The 21,983-nt window shown below is 41.1% G+C and carries 21 protein-coding genes; 10 read left to right on the forward strand and 11 right to left on the reverse strand.

The genetic code is table 11. The features are described from left to right. The first annotated feature begins 87 nt into the window (after nt 1–87). Both BAE31_RS13395 and BAE31_RS13400 read left to right on the forward strand, forming a co-directional pair. Nucleotides 88–453, forward strand: a complete 366-nt coding sequence (locus tag BAE31_RS13395; RefSeq protein ID WP_025092526.1) for a VOC family protein — start codon at nt 88–90, stop codon at nt 451–453. A 268-nt stretch (nt 454–721) separates the two neighbouring features. Further along, nucleotides 722–1,582 (forward strand): alpha/beta fold hydrolase, encoded by an 861-nt coding sequence (locus tag BAE31_RS13400; RefSeq protein WP_041106207.1) that lies wholly within the window; start codon nt 722–724, stop codon nt 1,580–1,582. A 39-nt stretch (nt 1,583–1,621) separates the two neighbouring features. Here the strand turns inward: BAE31_RS13400 and BAE31_RS13405 are convergent, their stop codons facing one another. Next, nucleotides 1,622–3,037 (reverse strand): alanine/glycine:cation symporter family protein, encoded by a 1,416-nt coding sequence (locus tag BAE31_RS13405; RefSeq protein ID WP_041106210.1) that lies wholly within the window; start codon nt 3,035–3,037, stop codon nt 1,622–1,624. Nucleotides 3,038–3,068: 31 nt separating this feature from the next. Continuing rightward, nucleotides 3,069–4,049 (reverse strand): glutaminase, encoded by a 981-nt coding sequence (locus tag BAE31_RS13410; protein WP_076840664.1) that lies wholly within the window; start codon nt 4,047–4,049, stop codon nt 3,069–3,071. Nucleotides 4,050–4,545: 496 nt separating this feature from the next. On the opposite strand from BAE31_RS13410, the gene BAE31_RS13415 reads away from it, so the two are divergent. From BAE31_RS13415 to BAE31_RS13425, 3 genes are all read left to right on the forward strand, one after another. Beyond that, complete coding sequence (locus tag BAE31_RS13415; RefSeq protein ID WP_076840665.1) at nt 4,546–5,832, forward strand: ATP-binding protein; 1,287 nt, start codon at nt 4,546–4,548, stop codon at nt 5,830–5,832. A gap of 4 nt (nt 5,833–5,836) precedes the next feature. Then, entirely contained in the window at nt 5,837–6,775 is a 939-nt protein-coding gene (locus tag BAE31_RS13420; protein ID WP_076840666.1) for a response regulator, read from the forward strand. 191 nt (nt 6,776–6,966) lie between these two features. Further along, nucleotides 6,967–8,052 carry an SEC-C metal-binding domain-containing protein gene (locus BAE31_RS13425; protein ID WP_076840667.1) on the forward strand — a complete coding sequence of 362 codons (1,086 nt, stop codon included), beginning with the start codon at nt 6,967–6,969 and terminating at the stop codon, nt 8,050–8,052. Nucleotides 8,053–8,098: 46 nt separating this feature from the next. Here the strand turns inward: BAE31_RS13425 and BAE31_RS13430 are convergent, their stop codons facing one another. The 4 genes from BAE31_RS13430 to BAE31_RS13445 form a co-directional block, all read right to left on the reverse strand. Further along, the gene (locus tag BAE31_RS13430) at nt 8,099–9,139 is read right to left on the reverse strand and encodes a DUF4352 domain-containing protein (RefSeq protein WP_076840668.1); all 1,041 of its coding nucleotides are present in this window, start codon (nt 9,137–9,139) and stop codon (nt 8,099–8,101) included. A gap of 313 nt (nt 9,140–9,452) precedes the next feature. Continuing rightward, nucleotides 9,453–10,109, reverse strand: a complete 657-nt coding sequence (locus BAE31_RS13435; protein ID WP_076840669.1) for a response regulator — start codon at nt 10,107–10,109, stop codon at nt 9,453–9,455. Continuing rightward, nucleotides 10,106–11,320 (reverse strand): sensor histidine kinase, encoded by a 1,215-nt coding sequence (locus BAE31_RS13440; protein WP_076840670.1) that lies wholly within the window; start codon nt 11,318–11,320, stop codon nt 10,106–10,108. Before BAE31_RS13440 ends, BAE31_RS13435 begins: the two co-directional genes overlap by 4 nt. Before the next feature lie 18 nt (nt 11,321–11,338). Next, complete coding sequence (locus tag BAE31_RS13445) at nt 11,339–11,803, reverse strand: DUF1453 domain-containing protein (protein ID WP_229137071.1); 465 nt, start codon at nt 11,801–11,803, stop codon at nt 11,339–11,341. 158 nt (nt 11,804–11,961) lie between these two features. Here BAE31_RS13445 and BAE31_RS13450 point away from each other — a divergent pair, with 158 nt between their 5' ends. Then, entirely contained in the window at nt 11,962–12,891 is a 930-nt protein-coding gene (locus tag BAE31_RS13450; RefSeq protein WP_076840805.1) for an aldo/keto reductase, read from the forward strand. Nucleotides 12,892–12,924: 33 nt separating this feature from the next. On the opposite strand, the gene BAE31_RS13455 is transcribed toward BAE31_RS13450, so the two are convergent. Continuing rightward, complete coding sequence (locus BAE31_RS13455) at nt 12,925–13,890, reverse strand: sensor histidine kinase (RefSeq protein ID WP_076840672.1); 966 nt, start codon at nt 13,888–13,890, stop codon at nt 12,925–12,927. An 11-nt stretch (nt 13,891–13,901) separates the two neighbouring features. Next, nucleotides 13,902–14,603 (reverse strand): LytR/AlgR family response regulator transcription factor, encoded by a 702-nt coding sequence (locus tag BAE31_RS13460; RefSeq protein ID WP_025092773.1) that lies wholly within the window; start codon nt 14,601–14,603, stop codon nt 13,902–13,904. A gap of 161 nt (nt 14,604–14,764) precedes the next feature. Between BAE31_RS13460 and BAE31_RS13465 the strand changes: the two genes are divergently transcribed. Both BAE31_RS13465 and BAE31_RS13470 read left to right on the forward strand, forming a co-directional pair. Continuing rightward, a complete protein-coding gene (locus BAE31_RS13465) occupies nt 14,765–15,505 on the forward strand; it encodes an ATP-binding cassette domain-containing protein (RefSeq protein WP_025092774.1) in 741 nt (246 codons plus the stop codon). Beyond that, nucleotides 15,505–16,680, forward strand: coding sequence for an ABC transporter permease (locus tag BAE31_RS13470; protein ID WP_076840673.1), 1,176 nt, complete (start codon nt 15,505–15,507; stop codon nt 16,678–16,680). Before BAE31_RS13465 ends, BAE31_RS13470 begins: the two co-directional genes overlap by 1 nt. A 56-nt stretch (nt 16,681–16,736) precedes the next feature. Here the strand turns inward: BAE31_RS13470 and BAE31_RS13475 are convergent, their stop codons facing one another. Continuing rightward, nucleotides 16,737–17,288 carry a hypothetical protein gene (locus BAE31_RS13475; protein ID WP_076840674.1) on the reverse strand — a complete coding sequence of 184 codons (552 nt, stop codon included), beginning with the start codon at nt 17,286–17,288 and terminating at the stop codon, nt 16,737–16,739. A gap of 535 nt (nt 17,289–17,823) precedes the next feature. Beyond that, on the reverse strand, nt 17,824–18,885 hold the full coding sequence (locus BAE31_RS13480; RefSeq protein ID WP_048238174.1) for a DUF4352 domain-containing protein: 1,062 nt from the start codon (nt 18,883–18,885) through the stop codon (nt 17,824–17,826). A gap of 527 nt (nt 18,886–19,412) precedes the next feature. On the opposite strand from BAE31_RS13480, the gene BAE31_RS13485 reads away from it, so the two are divergent. Continuing rightward, nucleotides 19,413–19,841, forward strand: coding sequence for a cell wall hydrolase (locus tag BAE31_RS13485; protein ID WP_024424361.1), 429 nt, complete (start codon nt 19,413–19,415; stop codon nt 19,839–19,841). A 119-nt stretch (nt 19,842–19,960) separates the two neighbouring features. Further along, a complete protein-coding gene (locus BAE31_RS13490; RefSeq protein WP_076840675.1) occupies nt 19,961–20,740 on the forward strand; it encodes a glucose 1-dehydrogenase in 780 nt (259 codons plus the stop codon). 20 nt (nt 20,741–20,760) lie between these two features. Here the strand turns inward: BAE31_RS13490 and BAE31_RS13495 are convergent, their stop codons facing one another. Then, nucleotides 20,761–21,801: an acyltransferase family protein gene (locus BAE31_RS13495; protein WP_076840676.1), complete on the reverse strand. Its 1,041-nt coding sequence runs from the start codon at nt 21,799–21,801 to the stop codon at nt 20,761–20,763. Between the last annotated feature and the right edge of the window lie 182 nt (nt 21,802–21,983).

Raw genomic sequence — 21,983 nt, forward strand, 5'->3', positions numbered from 1 at the left:
ATCCGTTGACGATTTGTGCCTTTTTTCATACGATTTGGGATAAGCTATAAAAGAGATGATGGACGGAACAAGAGGAGGATGAGGGGTATGATTAGTGTTAGTCCTTATATTGTTGTAGAAGATGTGAAAGAATCTCTTCAATATTATCAAGGGATTTTTGGTGGGGATATTCAGATCTTAAATGAACATCAAGACCGTGTCCTGCATGCTGAATTGCACCTTGGGGAATCACTGCTTCATTTTTCAGATACATTTGGACGTACACCAAAGCCAGAGAATCTGAGATTGATCATGCAGTTTGACAATGAAGAAGAACTAAAGGCTGTCTATGAAGCGCTGGAAGCTGATGGAGATGTACTGGTCGAATTACAGGATACCTTCTTTGGCGCACTTCACGGACAAGTACAGGACCGGAAAAATGGGTTGATCTGGGTTCTGAATTATATGAAATAGACGAAGACCTTCACCAGTGTGAAGGTTCAGCGTGTAGACAAACCCTCGCATTCTGTGTCAGGTCTGCGTGCCGGTGCTCACGAATGCCCAATTCGCTCCGCTCCGGTACTCGCCCTTCCTAGGGCTGCAAAGGTTTTCTATCACGCTGAGAAGAGAACAAAGGCCTTCACCATAGTGAAGGTTTTTTTGTGAGTGTTTTTATTTTCTGAAAAATGGAAAATATGCTATGTTGGAAGAATAAAAGGACAAGGAGAAGGGTGGCAAAGGAATGGAACAAATTGAGTTTCAATCAATCCAAACAAATGGTGTAACACTTCATACAGCAATGGCTGGACCGGAAAATGGCCCGCTGCTTGTGCTGCTCCACGGGTTTCCTGAGTTTTGGTACGGCTGGAAAAATCAAATCATCCCCTTGGCTGAGGCAGGCTATCGTGTTGTCGTTCCTGATCAAAGAGGCTACCATCTAAGTGACAAGCCAGAAGGAGTCGAATCCTACGTATTAGATCAACTGAGAGATGATATTGTGGGTTTGATCAAGACGCTGAGCCCGAACCAAAAGGCGATTGTCGGCGGACATGACTGGGGCGGAGCTGTTGCTTGGCATTTGGCTTCAACCCGTTCTCAATATGTCGAGAAATTAATCATTGTCAATATGCCGCATCCGCGGGTCATGATGAAGGTTCTTCCATTTTATCCGCCACAGTGGAAGAAAAGCTCCTATATTGCTTTCTTTCAGCTTCCGAATGTGCCAGAGGCAGCACTCCAAGAAAATCAATTTCAAAAACTGGATGAAGCCATCGGACTGACGGCAAGACCACATTTGTTCTCGAAAGAAGATATATTAAGCTATAAGCTGGCTTGGACGCAGCCAGGCGCCTTGACCTCCATGCTGAATTGGTATCGTGCCATTAAAAAGGGCGGCTTTGAAAAGCCGATATCTACACGTATTTTAGTACCTGTTCGCATGATCTGGGGGATGGAAGACAAGTTTTTAAGCAGAAAACTGGCAAAGGAAACGATAAAGATTTGCCCTAATGGCCAACTGATTTTTGTCGATGATGCTTCTCATTGGATCAATCATGAAAAGCCAGAAGTGGTGAACAAACTCATACTCGAATTTTTGATCTAAAGAAAAAAGCTCTGGTCAGGGGACCAGAGCTTTTGTGATTTACCCGATATGATTCTTTTTCAACGGAGCAGGTTCATCATCCCAGCATTCAATGTTCTCATTGTTTGGAACGGCATTTTTATAAAAGACTGGATCTTTCCCCTCTTTTTTCTGCCGTGAATAATCCTTTAATGCTGCAAAGGCGACTTTAGATAGCATGGTAATGGCAATGAGGTTGACGATGACCATTAAGCCCATAAACAGATCGGCAAGATTCCAAACAAAAGGAACACTTGCTACAGCACCGAATAAAACCATGGCAATGACCGCAATACGGTATCCAATCAACCATGCTTTGCTTGATTTAAGGAATTCAATGTTCGTTTCACCATAGTAATAATTCCCGATTAGCGTACTAAACGCAAATAAGAAAACCATAATGGCAAGAACACCAGAAGCCCAAGGACCGATGTGTTCACTCAAAGATGCTTGAGTGAGCTCAATACCTGTTAATTTTGTCGTTTTATATGCACTTGAGAAAAGGACGATAAAGGCAGTACTTGTACAAATAATCAGAGTATCAATTAAGACACCAAATGCTTGGATCAGTCCTTGCTTTACAGGGTGGGTCGTCACGGCAGCTGCAGCAGCGTTTGGTGCGCTACCCATCCCAGCTTCGTTTGAGAATAGACCCCGTTTAATCCCTTCCATAATGACGGCACCCATGGTACCTCCTGCAAACTGCTCAATACCGAATGCATGTGAAATAATAGTCTTGACCACACCAGGCAGTTCAGTAATGTTTGTAATCATGACAAAAAGAGCAATACCAATATAAGCGACAGCTAAGAAGACCACAATGTATTCTGCCATCTTGGCAATCGTTTTGACCCCGCCGAAAATGATGATACTAAATCCGATAGCCATAATGACGCCTACGACCAAACGATTTGTACCAAATGAATTTTCGAAAGCAATGGTAATAGTGTTCGACTGTACAGCATTAAAGACAATACCGAAAGAAATGGTGATTAATACAGCAAACAAGATCCCCATCCAGCGTTTCTTTAAGCCTTTTTCAATATAGTAAGCGGGACCACCGCGAAAGCCTGATGCATCTTTTACTTTATACACTTGGGCAAGCGTACTTTCAACAAAGCTTGACGCGGAACCGATAATGGCTAGGAGCCACATCCAAAAAATAGCACCCGGACCACCCATGGCAATTGCAATCGCAATCCCAGTAATGTTCCCAGTTCCAACCCGAGCCGCCATACTAATAGCAAAGGCTTGGAATGGCGATACGCCAGATTTTTGTTTGTTTGTTCCTTCTTTCAGAACGATCACCATTTCCTTAAGCATACGCACTTGAAGGAAACGAGACCTGAATGTGAAATAAAGACCGACAAGAATTAATAGTGCAACAATAATATATGACCATAGATAACCATTTGTTGTTGTTAATAAATCATTCATAACATCACCTCTTCTAATTCATCCTATTTTTTTAAAAAATACTGAGATCCCACTCTTTAGCGAGCTTTTTCAGCATCATGACACCGGTAATGCTATTACCACAATCGTCAATGGCGGGACCGTAAATACCGATTCCACAGCCTGTCTGAAACGGGAACTCTCTTCTTGCGCTTGGCGGAACGCAAGCCATAATTCCTCCAGACACACCACTTTTGGCTGGTACGCCTACGAAAGCTGCAAAATTCCCAGACGCATTATACATGCCGCATGTCAGCATCAATGCCTTTGTTAGTCTGGCGATATCCTTTGGGATGACTTGGACTTGTTTAAAGGGATGGTAGCCATCACTTGAAATAATTAGTCCAATCAAGGCGATGTCCTCAGTTGTGACCTCGATGGAACATTGCTTTAGGTACACTTCTAATGTCTCTTCGACATCTGATTCTAAATAATTGGTTTCTTTTAAGTAATAAGCAAGAGCACGGTTGCGGTGCGCAGTTGCCCATTCTGATTGATAAACCTCTTCATTAACAGAAGGACGCTTACCTATTAAGTTTTCGATTAAATCGAAAATATATGCTAGCTTTTCTGTAGAAGTCTTTCCAGGAAGGATGGAGGATACGGTAATAGCTCCAGCATTAATCATTGGATTAAAGGGTTTCCCTGGTTTATGCATCTCAAGACGGTAGATGGAATTAAATGCATCACCAGTTGGCTCTACATCTACCCGATCCAAGACGTAAGGTACGCCTCTTCCTAAACAGGCAGCTATAAAGCTGATGACTTTTGAGATACTTTGCAGGGTAAAGGGAACGTCCCAATCACCATATCGTACAGATGATCCATCTGGGCCTATCACGCTGATACCAAGTTGAGAGGAATTCACTTTTCCAAGTGCTGGAATGTAGCCAGCATTCTGCCCGTTTGTGTAATACGGACGTATTTCTTCTGCCCATTGATCAACAGAAGACTGGCATGCGTGTTGTGTATTTTTAGAAATTGCTGTTTTCATACGATTCCTCCAATCAAAAATCAAAAAGTACCCTATTGAATTGGCGGATGACAAAAAATGCGATCAAATAGGCACGAAAACATGTTACACATCTTCAAAGAACTTGTCATGCGCTGCTTGCACCACTCCTTTACACCTAAATATATGTACAAATGAAGGCATTGTCGGCGGAAAAACAAAAAGGGTTTTTAGTGAAAATTCAGAAAACGCTTACATATAGTTTCACTAAAATTGTTCATTCAATTTATCTTGGAAACTACACAATCTGACGTAAATCTACAGAAAAACTTACAAATAAAAATCAGTCTGTCGATGATTGTCGTCAATGATCAAAACACTGAATAGCTGAAAGGTCACCTTGCTGCCCCGGAGAATAGTCATAAAAAAGGATTTTGAGGATAAAAGGAGCAGTGAAAATTATTTTTTTGTACATTGTGGAGAAAAGAGTCTCCTTGTATACTGTGGCTATGCAAACAGGGGAAGGGATGTCAGTCATTTGAGTTTAAATCAGCTTGTCAAAAAGGACGCATTCATTTTAATTTTTATGATGGTCATTGTGCCGCTTGCAGGAGAGCTGAAGTTTTATCCTGTGAATGAGACGTTTCGCATCAGCTTTGGAGCACCTGCGTTTTTCTTTTGCTTATTACTCTTAAGAAAATCTAGACCGCTATTGCCGGGATTTTTAACAGGCGCAGCCATTGTGCTTTTTCGGGTAGGCTTAGATTTGATTCAGCAGAATGCTGATCTTGCTTCATCATTTTATCAGCAATTCCCAAGCTTCTTTTTCTATTTCACTTATGCTTTCCTGTTTTTTGCCGTCCGTACGGGACGCTTTAAACAGCGCTCTATTTTCATTGGGATCATCGGTCTGATGATCGAATTAGTTGCTGATTTTGTCGAGCTGTTTGTACAATTCTTAGTGTTTGATACAACGATGACCTTATCAAAGCTGAGCGATATGTTCTTCATTGCGTTTGCTCACAGCTTTGTGGTGATCAGTTTTTTTAATATGATGAAGCTGTATGAGGCCCAATCAAGAGAAAAGCAGATCATGAAACAAAATGAGCATATGATGATGGTCATTTCGAATTTATATGAAGAAACGGTTCATTTAAAGAAAACGTTAAAACATACAGAGCATATTACGCAGGAATCATACCGGCTTTATCGTTTGCTGCATGAACACGAAGCAGGGAAAAAAGTGAGTCAGGAGCTGTTAAAGCTCGCAGGAGAAATTCATGAAGTGAAAAAGGACAATCAGCGTATTTATGCTGGGCTTTCAAAGCTGATTTCGAAGGAAAATATGCAAGACTATATGAAGGCGGAAGAGCTCGTCCAAATTGTCATCCGGATTCAAGAGAAGTATGCTCTATCTCTGGGGAAAAACATCTCCTTCACATCTGATATAAGGGGCATTCATCTGCATGATTATCATGTGTTTATTTTCTTATCGCTGATTAATAATTTAATGGCCAATGCAGTCGAAGCAATAAAAGATACCGGGATGATCTCACTCGAATTGAAAGGAAGTCATGATAAAATAGAGATTCGGATTGAAGATGACGGACCAGGGATTCCTAAAAAAATGAGAGAGATTGTGTTTGATCCAGGGTATACCTCCAAATTTGATGCATTTGGAACACCTTCTACAGGGATTGGCTTATCCTATGTGAGAGAGCTGGTTCAAGAGCTTGGCGGTCATATTCAAATCGAACCAAAAGAAACAAAAGGTGCAGCTTTTCTGCTTGTACTTCCTATACAAAATTTAATACAGAGAGGGTGAGTGTATGCGATTCTTCATTGCAGATGATGATCGTGCAATACGCTCGATTTTAGGTCAAATCATAGAGGATGAGGATTTGGGAGAGGTTGTAGGTGAAGCGGGTGACGGAGTTGGATTAGAGGCACATTCCCTGAACCTCAAGAAAGTAGACATCCTTTTGATTGATCTTTTAATGCCTGCTAGAGATGGCATTCAAACCATTCGCCATATCCACCCTGAATTCAAAGGCAAGGTCATTATGATTTCCCAAGTAGAAGCGAAAGAGATGATGGCAGAAGCCTATGAACTAGGGATTGAATATTATATCCATAAGCCTGTCAATCGCATTGAAATCGTCAGTGTGATTCGAAAAGTCATGGAGCGTATCAAGCTGGAAAAATCGATTTACGATATACAAGCCTCTCTTCGTCAAGTGCTGCCATTAGAGCCTGTGATTTCTCAAGGTGCGGGCGTTGAGGCGAAGAGAAGAACGATGAAAGAGGCTGGGGAATTCCTCTTATCTGAGCTTGGAATTGTCGGCGAGAGCGGCTCTAAGGATTTACTGGAGATACTCATCTACTTACATGAAACACAGTCAGCCAATTCTCATGAGGTCAATTTCCCGCCGCTAAAGCAGCTGTTTATCAAAACAGCAGAAAGAAAACTGGATCATGGTGCAACCGATGTAGAGGTGATGCGGGAAGTGAAAGCGGCGGAGCAGCGGATTAGACGAGCTATTCATCATTCCTTGAATCATTTTGCCTCACTAGGATTAACAGATTTCTCAAATCCTAAGTTTGAGCACTACGCGTCGAAGTTTTTCGATTTTACCGATGTCAGCCAAAGAATGAAAGAAATGCAGAAGACATCTTCTCCCTCAGGATCGACAGGCAGAGTCAATACGAAGAAATTCGTTCAAATCTTTTATTTTGAGGCAAAGCAGTTATTCGAAGGAATGAGCTGAGGAAAATCTGTTGGTATGATTGGAGAAAATAAACAGAGAAAGTCTGTCTTTCCTATGATCTATCGTGATTTTCAGGTGTTTTTATAATTTAACTGATCATTCAGATTTTTCTTTTTTCTTGAAAATAAAACCCTCCTGTGCAATCGTTTGTTAAAATAGTGAGGTTAGACTAGAATGTCGGAGGTTTTATTTTGGGAAAAATTAAACGAAATGCGCTCTGCCCATGCGGAAGCGGAAAAAAATATAAACATTGCTGTGGTCAAAAATCAGGCGGAGAACAAACGTCTGAGCTTGTGTTTAAGGAAGCTGTACAAGTTCAAAAGGATTTAATGAATTATGCTTTTTCTAAGCATCAGAGAGCGATCAATCAATTCATTAATGAGTTTTCTTTCCTTGCAGATATGGATAAAGAAACGCAACAAATCTCAGTTTTCCATTTGAGTGTATGGGGCATCTTCTTCCGTCCATTAACTGATCAGAAAGAGACCATTTTCCAAGAATTCCTGACAAAGAAAGCAGAGGATATTACCCGTCCGAAAACAAGACAAGTTGTCCAATCTTGGACAGACATGGAACCATCTTTGCTTTTATTAAATGAAAAAACGGACGAGTCTCTTTATTTTGAGAATATGATAACAGCGGAGAAGGTTGAAGTAGATGTAAAACCTGATCAAACGGTACTGCCTGAAAAGGGAAGTCTCGTGCTTGGTTTTCCTGTTCAATTTGAAGAAAAGGCAGAGTTTTTCATTCAATATACGATGTTTGCGAAAGAGTTTACAGATACTCTTCTTCTTCAAGTTCGCCAGCTTGTTGACGCATATGAAGCAAATGGAGAGGCGCGCAGCACATTTATGAGAGAATCATTCCCTGATGTGCTGAAGTGTATGTTTGCGAAGCAAGAAGTAGAAGAATCAGAAACACCTGCTCAAACAGAAGGCGTTGCAGGTCTATCAGCAGATCGTATGGACTGGGCAAGTGACGTTCAGCTGGAAACAGCTAAGCTGATTGAAGACGGAATGAAGGAGCACGGTGACCAGAGCCTGACAGACGGTGCTTTAACGGTTTGGAAAGCCTACTGTGATCAGAAATCACCTGTGATCCGTAAAGCAGCGTCATTTGCTGCGGGAATCGAATACTATATTCATTCACTTGCAAGCGATGCCCCGCTTTCTCAATCACAAGTAGCGAAAAAGTATGGCATTAGTGCGTCTACTGTATCGAGCCGTTTTAAAGATATCGAAAAAGCGGTGAAAGAAGAGCAAGAGGCGACAATATAATCTAAAAAAGACGCGGCACCTTCAGAGGCCAGCGTCTTTTTTTAGATTATCTCGTTTTAATAAAACCACTCATGTACTGCTCTGTATTATAATCGTTGAGGTCAATTTTCCATTGACCATCCCCATTACGTTTCATTTTCACTTCATATTCAGCTGGGCTGGAAACGGGAGGAAGTTTTTCGAATTCAGATGCGTACATGTTTAAGCTTTTTTTATACAATTCTTCTTTAGAACGGATTTTCCCGTTGTAAAACTCGTCTCTTTGCTTGTCTAGCTTGTCTTTTAAGTTAGAAGCATCAATGCCGGTTACTTGAGCGACAACCTTTGCTTCGTCATCAGAGATGGTTTTCACACTTGTTTCTACTTTGGCTTTATCCTTCATGGTGTTTTGAATGCGTTTGTACATCGACAGAATATCTCGGTCACTCACTTCATTTCCGTATATTCCTGCACTTCTTTTGAAGTCTTTTACAAACATCTCATGGTATTTATTGACGACATCCGATTGGTTGTCACCCGTTAAATCTGCGAATTCATCGTTCTTTTTATCAAAAACAATAATATCGGTATAAGCGGATAACGCTTTTGCTGGGTTATCCAGCTTTTTTGCTGAATCGAGTATTTTGTTTCCATCTAGGTCGATTTGGATGGAATCACTGTTTTTCTTGATGCTGTCCTGATAGACGAACTGATATTTTTTCCCTTTGTCTACTAGGAAATAAAGAGCTCCTGAAAGTGACTTGCCTTTGTTCAATGAACCAAGGTCAAGACGGTCTTTGCTGCCGTAGAATTTTAAATCAGATACTTTGGCATCGTCCTGATAAAGGGAGAAGTCAGAGTTATATAATGAAAGGGCTTTGTCACCTTTGTTTGTGATCGTCAGGTTGACTTTTAGTACCAATTCATTGTCTCTTAGGGTAGTTGTTGAGTCTTCTGGTAACGTATATTCGTAGCTATTGACTTTTACCTCTGCTGTTTTTGTTGACTTTTGATCAGCGTCGGTTGATTTGGTTGAGCTCTGGCAGGCTGCAGAGATGATCATCACGAATGAAATCATGAGGAGTGCACTTATTTTTTTAAGATTCACAGTTGAAGCTCCTTTGCTTTTCTTTCGTCATTTCTTTCCCGCTATCTGACTATGAAAAAAGAAACAGATAGATTGGTATATTCGGGTGTTAAAGGGGAAAATATCCTAATGACGATTTGCACTATTCATTCTATCGAAATTCATTCATGATGAGGAATAGGTTTTAGTCCCTATTTTTGATAGTTTTTAACACAATCACCTATAAAATAAGGAATTAAATAAGCACAATATACTAGTTAAAAAGTATTGATTTATGGATTTATTTTAGGTTTTAAATGTTTTTTGTATAAAAATCTTGAAGTGAAGGTAGTTTTTATTTCACGAGGCGGTGCCGGATGGCGAAGACGACAGCCTGTGTACGGTCTTGTGCATTGAGCTTTTGTAAAATACGGTGCACATGCGTTTTTACCGTACTTTTGCTGATAAATAATTGATCAGCAATGTCTTCATTCTTTAAGCCATAGGCCATTTGCTGTAATACATCGCGTTCACGTTCTGTGAATGATTCGTGCAGCAGATGAGTGTGATGTGTATCATTTGCCTGCTGAAGAGCTCGTGCCATCATGTGCTCAGAGGCTGCCGTTCGAAAGACAGATTCACCAGCAAAGGCGGTGCGGATGGCCTCAATTAATTCCTCAGGCATTGTATCCTTCAGCAAATAACCGACTGCCCCTGCACGAATTCCGTCAAAGACGTATTCTTCCGTATCAAAGGTCGTGAGAATCACAACTTTTACATCTGGATGCTTTTTTAAAATGTGCTCTGTTGCCGTGATGCCATCCATTCCAGGCATTTGTACATCCATCAGCAGTACGTCTGGTGTGTTGATCGAGCAAAGCTCAACCGCCTCCTGACCGTCTGACGCCTCCCATATGACGTCAATATCCTCTTGAGCGCTTGCAATATAACGAAATCCTTGGCGGATCAGCGGCTGATCATCAATAATGCTAATCTTAATAGGGTTTGTCATGCCTTGAAGTCCTCCTTGATAGGAATTTGAATATGAATACAGAAGCCGTGCGGCTCGCGTATGGACGCCTTGAGGGAACCGCCTGCTGCGTCACACCGTGCCTTCATGCCTGACAGTCCAAAGCCAAATGAAATATCTTTTTCGCTGGTCAAATATCCATCGTCTTCAATGTTCATCATCAGCTCATGCTGGTCGTTAGATAGTGTAATGGTCATCGCGGTCGCCTTGGCATGGCGAATTGTATTGGTGATGGCTTCTTGTAAAATGCGGTAAAGCAGTTCAGATACGGAGAGCGGCCATTTTTTATACGTAAGCTGCTCTGTATGAAAGTGAATGTCAAGCTCACCCGATATCTCTCCTTGCTTGATGAGGCTGCGAAGTCCGGCAAGTCCGAGACCTGCATCATCTGACGCCATATGATGAACCACAGAACGAACTTCGGTGAGACAATTTTTAGAAATATGGATCAGCTCCTGAAACGTCTGCGTCATCTGCTCTGGTTCTTCCTGCTTTAAACGGTAGGGCAAAGACTGCAGCTGGACAATCATCGAGGTTAATTGGTGACCGATACTGTCATGCAGGTCACGTGCAATTCTGCTTCGCTCCTCCAGCACTGCAAATTGGAGTGACTGAACGGTCGCTTCTTCAAGCTCCATATGCGCCTTTTTCAATTGTTCATGGGCTTCTGATAATTCCTTGTGAACCAATTGCAGTTCTCCGAAGTGTTCTTCCTTTAATTCCTGTTCACGCCGACGCATTCTAGAAATCAAAACAAGTGTATACACAAGTAGCTGGAATAGCGGGAGAGTGATCACCATGTTCCAAGAAAAATTGTTTATATAATAGCTGACCCCACTGGTGAAAAAGATGATAGCAAATAGATAGGGATGATGCGCCTCTGAAAAACGAAAAGCGATAAAGCCGATCATAAAAAAGGTCAGTCCAATACTGTCTTGAATCTGATCTGTCACTAGCCACAAGAGATGTGTCAGAATCCACATCAAGAGGAGCATAGAAAATTGCTTTTTAGGTGACAGCTTGCTTTTTGGAAAAAGACAAAGGAGAAACACCAAATAGACGAAGGTGCGAAACACCAATTCGCCTATTGAAAGGGACTCATACATTTGAATATACATATAGGTCAATACAAGGCCTAATACGAATTTTCGCCTTATTTGACCTAAAAGCTTGAGTGGCTGCTGAAGGTACATATCAAAAACTCCTGTCTGTCAGTTAATAGCAGCAGATGCCTTGATGTTCATATATCTTTTTAAAAGAATAAAACGTAATCCGATCATACTGCCGATTGGAAGGAATGTCAGGCCATTTGCGAAAATGATCAGGGAATGACCGCCATCCTGTACAATTGAGCCTACTGTCATCCGGATAAGGATGATTCCGATGAAAAAAAGTGTTCCATAGAGTGAGCTGGCGGCGGTGATACGTCCCGACTGTTGATCATATGTTACTTTGTATAGTTTACCTCTCCATAGACCGATTGCAAAACCTGCGAGTGCAAAGACAATCATTGCAAGCAGGCTCATCGCCGTGATTTCAATATGCTGGGTCAAGGAATAAGAGAGTGTGCCTAATAAAATGAGCGGTCCTATGAGAAGCCTGATGGGGCGGATTTCTTTTTCCTTGCCTGTTCTTAAAAGCAGAATAATCATAATGATGACAATTTGAATGGTCATGACAAGATCTCCTTTTCGTTTTAGTCTATCTTCATCATACGCATCTTCTATTTTCGCGGCGTCCACCTGCGGGTTGATTTTAGAGAGCGGTATACTTGAATGTTGGAAATGATTCGTGGGAAAATAAGGATGATTATGTAGATAAGGGAGATGAGCTTTTGAAAAAGGTAACGCTTGGACGAACTGATTTGCAGGTAAATCCGATAGGGCTTGGTACGAATGCAGTAGGCGGGCATAATTTATTCCCGAATCTTAGTGAGGATGCTGGACGGGAGCTTGTGGAGACGGCTCTTGATCAAGGTGTCAATTTCTTAGATTCTGCTTTTATTTATGGGCTGGGCCGTTCAGAGGAATTAATCGGTGAGATCATTGCCAAAAGAGGCGGCAGAGAAAAGCTTGTCCTTGCGACAAAAGGAGCTCATAAGGAAGTAAATGGCCAAATTGAACTTGATAACAGCCGTGATTTCTTAAGAGGGCAGGTCGAAAATAGCCTGAAACGACTGCAAACTGATTATATTGACTTGTACTATATGCATTTCCCGGATGGACACACGCCGCTCGAAGAAGTAGCAGGCACATTAAAGGAATTGAAGGATGAAGGGAAAATCAGGGCAATCGGTGCATCAAACCTTAATTTTGAACAGCTTCAAGCCTTTAACCAAGATGGCTACTTAGACGTGCTTCAATCGGAGTATTCTCTGCTGAAACGTCAGGCAGAGCAGGATCTTCTTCCATACTGCGTCGAGCATGGGATCTCCTTTATTCCTTATTTCCCATTGGCATCAGGCTTGTTGACCGGGAAATTTACAAAAGATGCGACATTTGATGATATTCGAGCAAAGGACCCGCTTTTCCAAGGCGATGCATTCCTTTCAAATCTCGAAAAAGTAGACAAGCTAAAAGCCATTGCTCAATCAAAGAATGCAGAAACAGCACACGTCGCACTCGCTTGGCTCTTAGCGCAGGATGGCATTGATGCTATTATTCCAGGGGCAAAACGAGCAGACCAAGTGCTACAAAACCTAAAAACAAACGATGTTCAACTAACAGAAGAGGAAATCAATCAAATCGATAAAATCTTCTCGTAACACTAAAAAAAGGTGCAGCTATGCACCTTTTTTTTATGACATGGTGAGAGGGATTTTGATGACGAGCCGCAAATTTGGAGAACGGTAAGTGAAATCAAGTGTACCGTCTGCCTTTTGAACAAGCTGTTGAATGATATACGTCCCCATGCCTTGATGATCGCCGCCTTTTGTCGAACGGCCAAAAGTTTTGAATAAATGATCTAACACGTGTTTTTCCATACCTTTTGTGCTGTTTTCACAATGGATTAAAAATAGCCCGCTCCGAATAGAGGTCGTGACCGAAATGCTGCCCTCTTTTCCGGCTTGCTTCGCTTCAATCGCTGCATCTAGAGCATTATCAAGCAGGTTGCCAGTAAAACTAACCTGATCCGCCTTTGAAAAAGGAAGCGATGAAAAGGGTGCTTGAAGGTCTAGTGAAAGTGCAATGTCCTCTTTCTCAGCCCGCTCCAAAAAGGGGTGGAGGGTTGAGGCTAAATATGCATTTTCTCCTTTCATCCATGGGAAATGTTTGACGTATTGCTGAATCAAATCTTTAATTTCATGTTCGTCGTTCGACGCGGAAAAGGCATTTAAATGTCTGGCTGTTTCATGATGTTTACTGCGCAGCTCAAGAAGTAATTCGTTGGTTCTTGATTCCGCGTTTATGAGCTCTTGAAGCCGTCCATTTAACTGTTTCTCTGTCTGCATCACCTTCAATGAGAGGATATTGACTGTCACCATGATAATGAGCGCCAAAAGACAGCTCAGCCCATTCTGTTGCGTTAGAAACAGCAAAAGGCCTGTGCAGGTAATGAGTATAAAAGCGCCCAATATCACATCACCACTCGTAAGAGGCAAAAATCTTTTGTACATGAAAAATGTATAAACACACACCGCGCAAAAGGTAAGAAGCCACAACACAATGGATGATAGCGGCAGAAAGGCTTCAGCAGCCGCATGAAACGCAAGACCTAGCCATATGAGGGCATAAATGCGAAATCCAAGATAGAAAGCGTTCACGTTCGTTCTCCTTAAAAATAGTATTTCTTAAAGAATTCTAGTTGCTGCTTGGTCATCATGGCTTTTTTATCTGTACCTTCAAAAGACACGATATACGAATTTTTAGCATACGCCGAGAAATTCTTAATGTAATGAATATTAATGATAAACGATCTGTGGGAGCGGATAAAATCCTTTTCAGCCAGATCGCCCTTTAGCTCATTTAATGTCTGATAGGTCTGGATATCTCCTGTCGTTGTCACGATAGTTGTTGACCGGCCCGTTCGCTCAACAAAAATGACATCCTTTTTCTGCAGCACATGAATATCTGACTGCTGTTTAATGAGAAGCCGTCCATGAATGCTTTTCTCCTGCTTGGTGGACATATAACGCTCTAAGCATTTGGCAATTCGATCAGCTTGGTAGGGCTTCATAATATAATCATGTACATTCAAATCAAACGCATGGACTGCATATCCACTGTTTCCTGTCACAAAGACCACATCGACATTCAGTGCGTGAGAGTGAATGAGGTCCGCTAATTCATAGCCGGACATTCCAGGCATTTCAATGTCAGCGAACAACAGATCAATGTCTCCTTTTTTGACCTTCTCATATGCATCCTCTGCTGACTGCGTGACAAAGACGATGTCCACAGCCTCCATCCTGCCTACAATGGCGTGCAGCTTTTCTAAATCTACTCGGTAATCGTCGACGAGACCTACTTTTATCATAAAAATCACCTATGACCATTCTTATTATTTGTCTATTTTACCATTTGTTTTTTTGAAATAGATCATTTCAAGACAGAAAAAGGACGTTTCGCGACATTTTTATATCAGGCAAGCGTTATTTTTTCTATCATAGACTTAGAAAGTTGAAAGGGGCGAACCACATGATTACTCTCAGCGATTGCAGCTGCTGGTTTAAAGATAAGAAAAAAGTCGTGAAAGCGATGAAACACATGACGTTCTCCGTGAAGGAAGGGGAAGTCGTTGGCATTCTAGGAGAAAATGGTGCAGGAAAAACAACATTATTGCGCGCCGTAGCCACATTATTAGAGCCTACACACGGAACAGTCACTGTCGCAGGCTTTGATACAGTGAAAGAAGCAACAGAAGTGAAAAAGCGAATTGGTGTCTTGTTTGGCGGAGAGACGGGGCTTTACGATCGTTTGACGGCAAGAGAAAACCTTGAATACTTTGGCAAATTATATGGCTTAGATCAGCATGAAATCAAAGCAAGAATAGAGGATTTGGCAAAGCGTTTTGGAATGAGACAATACATGGATCGCAAGGTGAAAGGATTCTCAAGAGGAATGAAACAAAAGGTGGCGATTGCCAGAACGTTAATTCATGATCCTGACATTATTTTATTTGATGAGCCGACAACAGGCTTAGATATCACGTCGAGTAATATTTTCAGAGATTTTATCCATCAGCTCAAGCAGCAAAATAAAACGATCCTCTTTTCAAGCCACATCATGGAAGAAGTCAGCCAGCTTTGTGACAGTGTCATGATGATTCATCAAGGAGAGCTTGTTTACAAAGGGACACTTCCAGAATTATATGCACAGGAACAAAGTGAAGACTTGAACTATATCTTTATGTCGAAGCTCGCTAGGGGGATTTCATAATGTGGAAAACCGTCTTTTTGAAAGAAATGACAGATGCGCTAAGGGATCGAAAAACGTTGCTCTTAACCGTACTGATTCCTCTTTTGACCATGCTTGGGCTGGTGTTCTTTTATGAAAGCATGATTGCAGATCCAGGGGATAAAGCCTATACAGTCGCCATCAATGAACAGCTTCCAGCCGAAATGAACCAAATGATCAAAGAGGTCAAAAACCTAAACCTTGAAACATTTGATGATCCCCAGCAAGCCGTCAAGGATGGGGAGGCAAATGCTTACCTAGAAATGCCGAAAGAGGCAGGCGATATGCTCAAGCATCAAAAGCCATTCGCCATTAAAATTCATGGATATACGACAGATGATGATTCGGTGATCACCGTTCAAATGCTGCAATCATTGCTGGAGCAATATCAAAACCAAGTAGTCGAGAAGCGTTTAGCAGCGGATCAAATTGATACGTCCGTTATTCATCCGTTTGAGGTGCAGTCCGTTGATGTAGAAGAAGGGGATGAAGGGGAAAACGGAGTGACCGCTATGCTGTTGTCGATTCTCCTTCCGATGATTTTGGTGACCTCCGTCATCTCAGGAGCCTTGCCGGCTGCGCTTGATATTGTAGCAGGTGAAAAAGACCGGAAATCCATTGAAGCGTTGTTCCTGACACCTGCCAGCAGACTCCAGATTCTCATCGGAAAATGGCTCGCTGTCTCTATGTTCGGTATTTTAAGTGGAATTGTGGCGATCGGCATGCTGCTTCTATCCACTTTGCTCTTTACAGAAAAGCTGAAGCAAGCTTTGAACTTTGGTGATCAAATGTGGAGCATTATCGGCGTCATGTTTGCGGCGTTAATCATCTTCTCCTTCATGGTATCCATGATTGAACTGCTGCTCAGCGTGATGTCGGGCTCAGTGAAAGAAGCACAGTCGTACATGTCCATGATCATTACACTAGGTGTGCTCCCAATGTTCTTTACTATGAGAGCAGGTGCTACGCAGCTAGATACGTATTATTTTGCGGTCCCATTCCTGAATATTCATGCGCTGTGTAAGCAACTGATGTTTGGGATCATTGATCCAATGTCCATCACCCTGACACTCGGCTCCTCGGCCTTGGCAGTCGTTATCCTGTTTGTCATCGTGAGAAGTTTGTTTATGAAAGAGAAATGGATGCTTGCGAAATAAAGAAACGCCCTCTTTGATAGAGGGCGTTTTCAAGTGAATGCCGATCATCGTATTTTTCAGTTTAAGAAACCGAATTGATCTAAGTTCTCTAAATAAAATTGAAAATACTCGTCATGAATACCATCAGGATATTCTTCTAACCCATTTTCAATAAGTGCACCTACAATTAAAGCATTTGTATATCTATTAAGCTTTTCGCAACTATCTCTTACGGTAAATTCTGAAACATATAATCCATCTTTACTTTCTAAAATGATATCAATTCTTCTACCTTCTTGTTCATCAAGCAATAAGTGATTATACTCCCATTCTTTTACTTTCTTGGGGTTTAAGGGATGAAGACGATTATGAAGTACTTGTTCACGATGTTCCTTTTTTTCCTCATTCGAAAACAATTGAATCAATATACTCGGATCATCAATGACAAAACATTTATATACCTTAGTATATTCAAAGTGATCATCATTTACTAAATCTAAAATCTTTGTTTTTGAAAATTCTCTAGCTTTAAATTTAGACGTTATCATCTCAACGACTTGTTCTTTAGTAAAAATCAATTGATTTTTTTTATATAAATACTGTTTATATAGCTTTTCGTAATTGAACATTATTCACCTCTATTAACTATTTAACGGACCTCCGTAGAAAGCATGAGCTTTTGAAGTTCTTTATGGGGATGCCAGTAATAATAATACCCTTTCTTGATTTCATTCTAGCAATTGCTTGTGACTTATTTATTCCTTTTCCAATATATACTCAGCCTCGGATAATAGCTTCATAATGGTTATACTTTTTATTCCTGTGCTTGTTGGCTTCTGTAGCAATTACATAACCAGCTCCTGCAACAATAATCACCGCACCAGTATGAAATAAAGAATGAGGAGTACCTTTTTTACTTCGAGTTTACACTACATCTTTAACTCAAATAAGCAGAAAAAAAATCTTAAGTACAAAAAAAAATAATCAGGATTGAATATCTCATAGTGATCAAGCTAAAGAAATGGAGCACTGATTATAGAAAGAAATGTTGTCAAGGTTAAGATAACTTGACTATATTCTGGTTTTTGATGATAGAGGGGGTTCACGATCACCAAACCAGATGATAAATCATAACAAAAAACCCCCGAAATCGGGGGTTTTTCTTTAGTTCTTGATGAATTTCTCAACTAATGAGCTTGTTTTGTAGTCGTTCAAATCAAGTTTCCATTGGTCGATATCATTTTTCTTCATGTTGACTTCTACTGTTTCTTCAGAAGATGATGGTCCTAATTTTTTAAACTCATCTGGGTAAATTGATAGTAAGTATTTTTGCGCTTCATCATAAGAAGCTGAACGGTTTTTGCTGTAGAACTCAGTCGCTTTCTCTTTCAAACGATCGACAAGCGGACTTGCATCGATTGGTGTAAGAGTCACAGTCACGACAGCTTTATCACCACTGATCGCTTTTGTTTTTGTTGATACTTTTGATTTTTCAGCTAATGTTTCTTTCACTGCTTTTAAAAGCTTATCAAGGTTTTCGTCCTTCGCTGAGCTAGAAGAAATACCTGATGAAGTGATGTAACCTTGTTTGAATGATTTATCAAACTCGTTCACAACAGTTGATTTGTTATCACCTGTTAGTTTTTCGAAATCGTCGTTTTTCTTACCAAAAATCATCACATCAATATAAGAAGAAAGAGCTTTTGCAGATGCTTGTAGTGTATCTGCTTTTTTCATTAAGTCTTTTCCTTTAATATCGAATTCTAGTGTTTTGTCATCTTTTTTCGATCCGCTGCCTGGCTCTGTGTAAACAAGCTGATAGTCTTTGTCTTTGTCAACAACAAAGAAAAGACCGCCTTTTGTGACTTTGTCTGCATTTAAAGAGCTTGAAGATAATACTTCGTTATAGTCATCTGGAGAGATCGTAGATACCTGTGCGTCATCTTGGTAAAGCGTGAAGTTGCTTTTATCAACATTGAGAGGCTCTTTGCTGATATTTTTTACAGATACATTCACTTTTAGTACATACTGATCATCCTGTACAGATGTATCGTATTGAGGTGGTAATGTGTACTCAGCACTTTCTACCTTTACCTCTGCTGCATCAAGAGATTTTTTGGTATCGTTTTCTTTCGCAGCTGTTTTGTCTTTTCCACCACTACAAGCAGCAGCGACAACAGTTACACACAAGATCAGAAGAAACAGGGATAATTTCTTTTTAAACATGGCGTGTTTTCCTCCTCGGGTTTATGGTGAATTTCATTGAAAAGCTGTAGTTCATATCATTCTTTTTGCACAAAAAGAAAAATACTGTATGTTTTTTACTGTAGAATGAAGCGAAAGTACTGTCAATACCTCAGTGCGTTTCCGAGGTTGATTGGCTTCAAGTAGTAAAAATGACACTAAGTTGAGAGGAGAAACTTGTAATTTATTATTTGATATCTCCTGTAGAAACTCAACATTTTATATTTTAAGGTTTTGAGTCGGATTATTGAATAGGTTCAAATGACTGTTTTTGAAGATGATGTCGCAATTAGAAGGATTTTTATGACTTGTAAATGAGTATATAGTAATGAATATTTCTTCCTGTTATGTATATGGTCACTTGGTTTGAGTGTTGTTGGCAGCGAGACACATGTCCAGCAAATTTAGACAGGCTGCCGACACTGAACGTGCTTTTTCATGTCAAAATGGCAGTCATCTACACAGAAACGCTACATAAAATAAAAGAGAAACGAACTGGAGGTGGATGTATGGCAGTGGTAAGAGCGACAAGCTCTGATATTGATTTAATGGCCAGACTGCTGAGAGCGGAGGCAGAAGGTGAAGGGAGGCGAGGGATGCTGCTCGTAGGAAACGTGGGCATCAATCGTTTGCGTGCCAACTGCTCTGACTTTAAAGGGCTGCGTACGATTCCACAAATGATTTATCAGGAGCATGCATTCGAAGCGGTCACGCATGGTTACTTCTATCAGCGAGCACGAGAAACGGAAAAAACACTTGCGCGGAGAAATATTAACGGAGAACGTTTTTGGCCGGCAAAATTCAGCCTTTGGTATTTTAAACCGCCTGGCGATTGTCCGGCGACTTGGTACAATCAGCCGTTTGTGGCAAGGTATAAGTCGCATTGCTTTTATCAGCCAACCGCCGAAACGTGTGAAAATGTTTATAACACCTTTTAGCTTGATGAAACGCACAGCCCTCTTCGAGTACAAATGCAGAGGGTTGTGTTTTTGTTTTTTCCAAAATGGGTAACCATTGTGTATCAGCAAGATGAAGCACGTGAATGGAGGAAATGAAGATGTATCAAGATTTAAAAGGGAAAACAGCCATTGTCACAGGCTCTTCAAAAGGAATTGGACAAGCGATCGCATTGCGGTTTGGACAAGAGGAAATGAATGTGGTTGTGAACTATAAAGGCGATGAAGATGGAGCTGAAGAGACCGTACAAGCCATTCAGCAGCACGGAGGTGGGGCGGTGAAAGTACACGCAGATGTCTCCAAAGAGGAAGGCATCCAAGCCATCATGGATACAGCACTGGAGCATTTCGGTACAGTAGATGTATTCGTCAATAATTCAGGCTTCAACGGCGAAGAAGCGCTGCCGCATGAGATGACGCTGGAGCAATGGCAAAACGTCATCGATGTGAACATAACAGGTGCATTTTTAGGCGCAAAGGCTGCGCTCGCCTATATGATGGAGCATGACATCAAAGGGTCTATTTTAAATATTTCCAGTGTCCATCAGGAAATTCCGCGCCCGTTCAACGTTCATTATTCCACTTCAAAGGGTGGAATGAATATGATGACGAAGACGCTGGCTCTTGATTATGCCGAAGCAGGTATTCGAATCAACGCGATTGCGCCGGGTACCATGGCAACCGAATCGAATGATGATTTACAGGATGAATTGAAAAAACAAAAGCAGCTTGAGAAAATTCCGATGAGAACCTTTGGTGAACCGAAGGAGATTGGGGCCGCTGCTGCATTCCTCGTTTCTAAGGAAGCGGCGTATATCACAGGCACCACCTTATTTGTGGATGGTGGAATGACACTTTATCCTTCTCAAATCAATGATTAATTCAAAAAACATCCGCCTGTTCAGCCGGCGGATGTTTTTTGTTCGTAGCGTTGTGCGGCTTTGGCTGTTTTGCCGAGCAGCATCGGATACTTGCTCAGGAAGGAGATACATGGCACCATGAGCAGCAATGTGCCGATCGTGTAAAAAAGTGTCCAAGAGAGCTGCGCTGTATCAGCAATATTGATACCAAGTCCATAAAAAACAAATGCTTTCATGATATCGATGCCGGCAAACTGCAAGACAAGAATGACAATAGAATTACGTCCTAGATACGTCAAAATAGGGGATGTTTTCAATTTAAAGCTTAAATAAATCACGGCAGCTGAACCGAGCAGAGCACATGCATAGAAAATAAAGAGATCACCGTAGTCGTTGACGCGCATATCGATCCGTGAATTAAAGCTCTGCATGTAAGCCGTTAGCACAAGCAGACCTGTACATAAAAGAAGAGTTGGATCTGTTTTTAATTCCACAAACCACTGCTTTGCTAAAAATCCAATCGAATAAAACACAACAGCTGTCAAGGCGACATTGGCGTTCCAAGGAAGACTTTGATCTAAAAGCAAGGTAGAGGCATATCCAGCACCTCCGCAAAGAACAGTCAGCAAGATCACGGCAGCGGGTTTTCCTTTTGAAAGACGATGCATAAAGAAAAATAAAATTTCCACTAAAAAGAGCGTCGTTAAAAACCAAATCGCTGGGTTATGTGTGAGTCTTGCTTCATCTGCATTGGATATGAAAATACCTGTAAACGGAACGAAAGGATCAATATCCGTTTGTCCCTTGAATGCAAAAAAACGGGTAACGGAGAACCAAAATACATACGTAATGATGGAGAAATAGAGATAGGGCAAGAGTAAGCTTTTGGTCTTTTTCTGAATAAATGACAGAGCAGGGGATGAGGATGATCGAAACATCATGCCTGATAGTAAAAAGAAAAGCGGCATATGAAAAGAGTAAATGAATTGCTTGAGCGAATCTGGAATGGGCACATGCGCCATGACCACGAGCAGAATGCCAATTCCTTTAGCTGCATCAACCCAATCGAGTCTCTTTTTCATGTCTGTCATCTCCTTCTTTCTCAGCGTCGTAAACCGTTCATTGAATATGTACCTCTACTATATAAAAGGTACACCACTTATGCGTTTACAGTTCGCTAACGATTAGAAGACACATTTGCGATCAGATGACAGACGGAAGGATTTTGACATCTTGATGTTACATTTCCCATTTTTTATGACAA

Source organism: Bacillus sp. I-2, from assembly GCF_001974945.1.
GTDB classification, from domain to species: Bacteria; Bacillota; Bacilli; order Bacillales; family Bacillaceae; genus Bacillus; species Bacillus safensis.

Coding starts and splice junctions, on each gene's coding strand:
- BAE31_RS13480 (WP_048238174.1), bottom strand. CDS start 18,885: ATGTTTAAAAAGAAATTATCCCTGTTTCTTCTGATCTTGTGTGTAACT.
- BAE31_RS13420 (WP_076840666.1), top strand. CDS start 5,837: ATGCGATTCTTCATTGCAGATGATGATCGTGCAATACGCTCGATTTTA.
- BAE31_RS13490 (WP_076840675.1), top strand. CDS start 19,961: ATGTATCAAGATTTAAAAGGGAAAACAGCCATTGTCACAGGCTCTTCA.
- BAE31_RS13445 (WP_229137071.1), bottom strand. CDS start 11,803: ATGACCATTCAAATTGTCATCATTATGATTATTCTGCTTTTAAGAACA.
- BAE31_RS13470 (WP_076840673.1), top strand. CDS start 15,505: ATGTGGAAAACCGTCTTTTTGAAAGAAATGACAGATGCGCTAAGGGAT.
- BAE31_RS13485 (WP_024424361.1), top strand. CDS start 19,413: ATGGCAGTGGTAAGAGCGACAAGCTCTGATATTGATTTAATGGCCAGA.
- BAE31_RS13435 (WP_076840669.1), bottom strand. CDS start 10,109: ATGACAAACCCTATTAAGATTAGCATTATTGATGATCAGCCGCTGATC.
- BAE31_RS13400 (WP_041106207.1), top strand. CDS start 722: ATGGAACAAATTGAGTTTCAATCAATCCAAACAAATGGTGTAACACTT.
- BAE31_RS13405 (WP_041106210.1), bottom strand. CDS start 3,037: ATGAATGATTTATTAACAACAACAAATGGTTATCTATGGTCATATATT.
- BAE31_RS13495 (WP_076840676.1), bottom strand. CDS start 21,801: ATGAAAAAGAGACTCGATTGGGTTGATGCAGCTAAAGGAATTGGCATT.
- BAE31_RS13475 (WP_076840674.1), bottom strand. CDS start 17,288: ATGTTCAATTACGAAAAGCTATATAAACAGTATTTATATAAAAAAAAT.
- BAE31_RS13465 (WP_025092774.1), top strand. CDS start 14,765: ATGATTACTCTCAGCGATTGCAGCTGCTGGTTTAAAGATAAGAAAAAA.
- BAE31_RS13395 (WP_025092526.1), top strand. CDS start 88: ATGATTAGTGTTAGTCCTTATATTGTTGTAGAAGATGTGAAAGAATCT.
- BAE31_RS13440 (WP_076840670.1), bottom strand. CDS start 11,320: ATGTACCTTCAGCAGCCACTCAAGCTTTTAGGTCAAATAAGGCGAAAA.
- BAE31_RS13460 (WP_025092773.1), bottom strand. CDS start 14,603: ATGATAAAAGTAGGTCTCGTCGACGATTACCGAGTAGATTTAGAAAAG.
- BAE31_RS13410 (WP_076840664.1), bottom strand. CDS start 4,049: ATGAAAACAGCAATTTCTAAAAATACACAACACGCATGCCAGTCTTCT.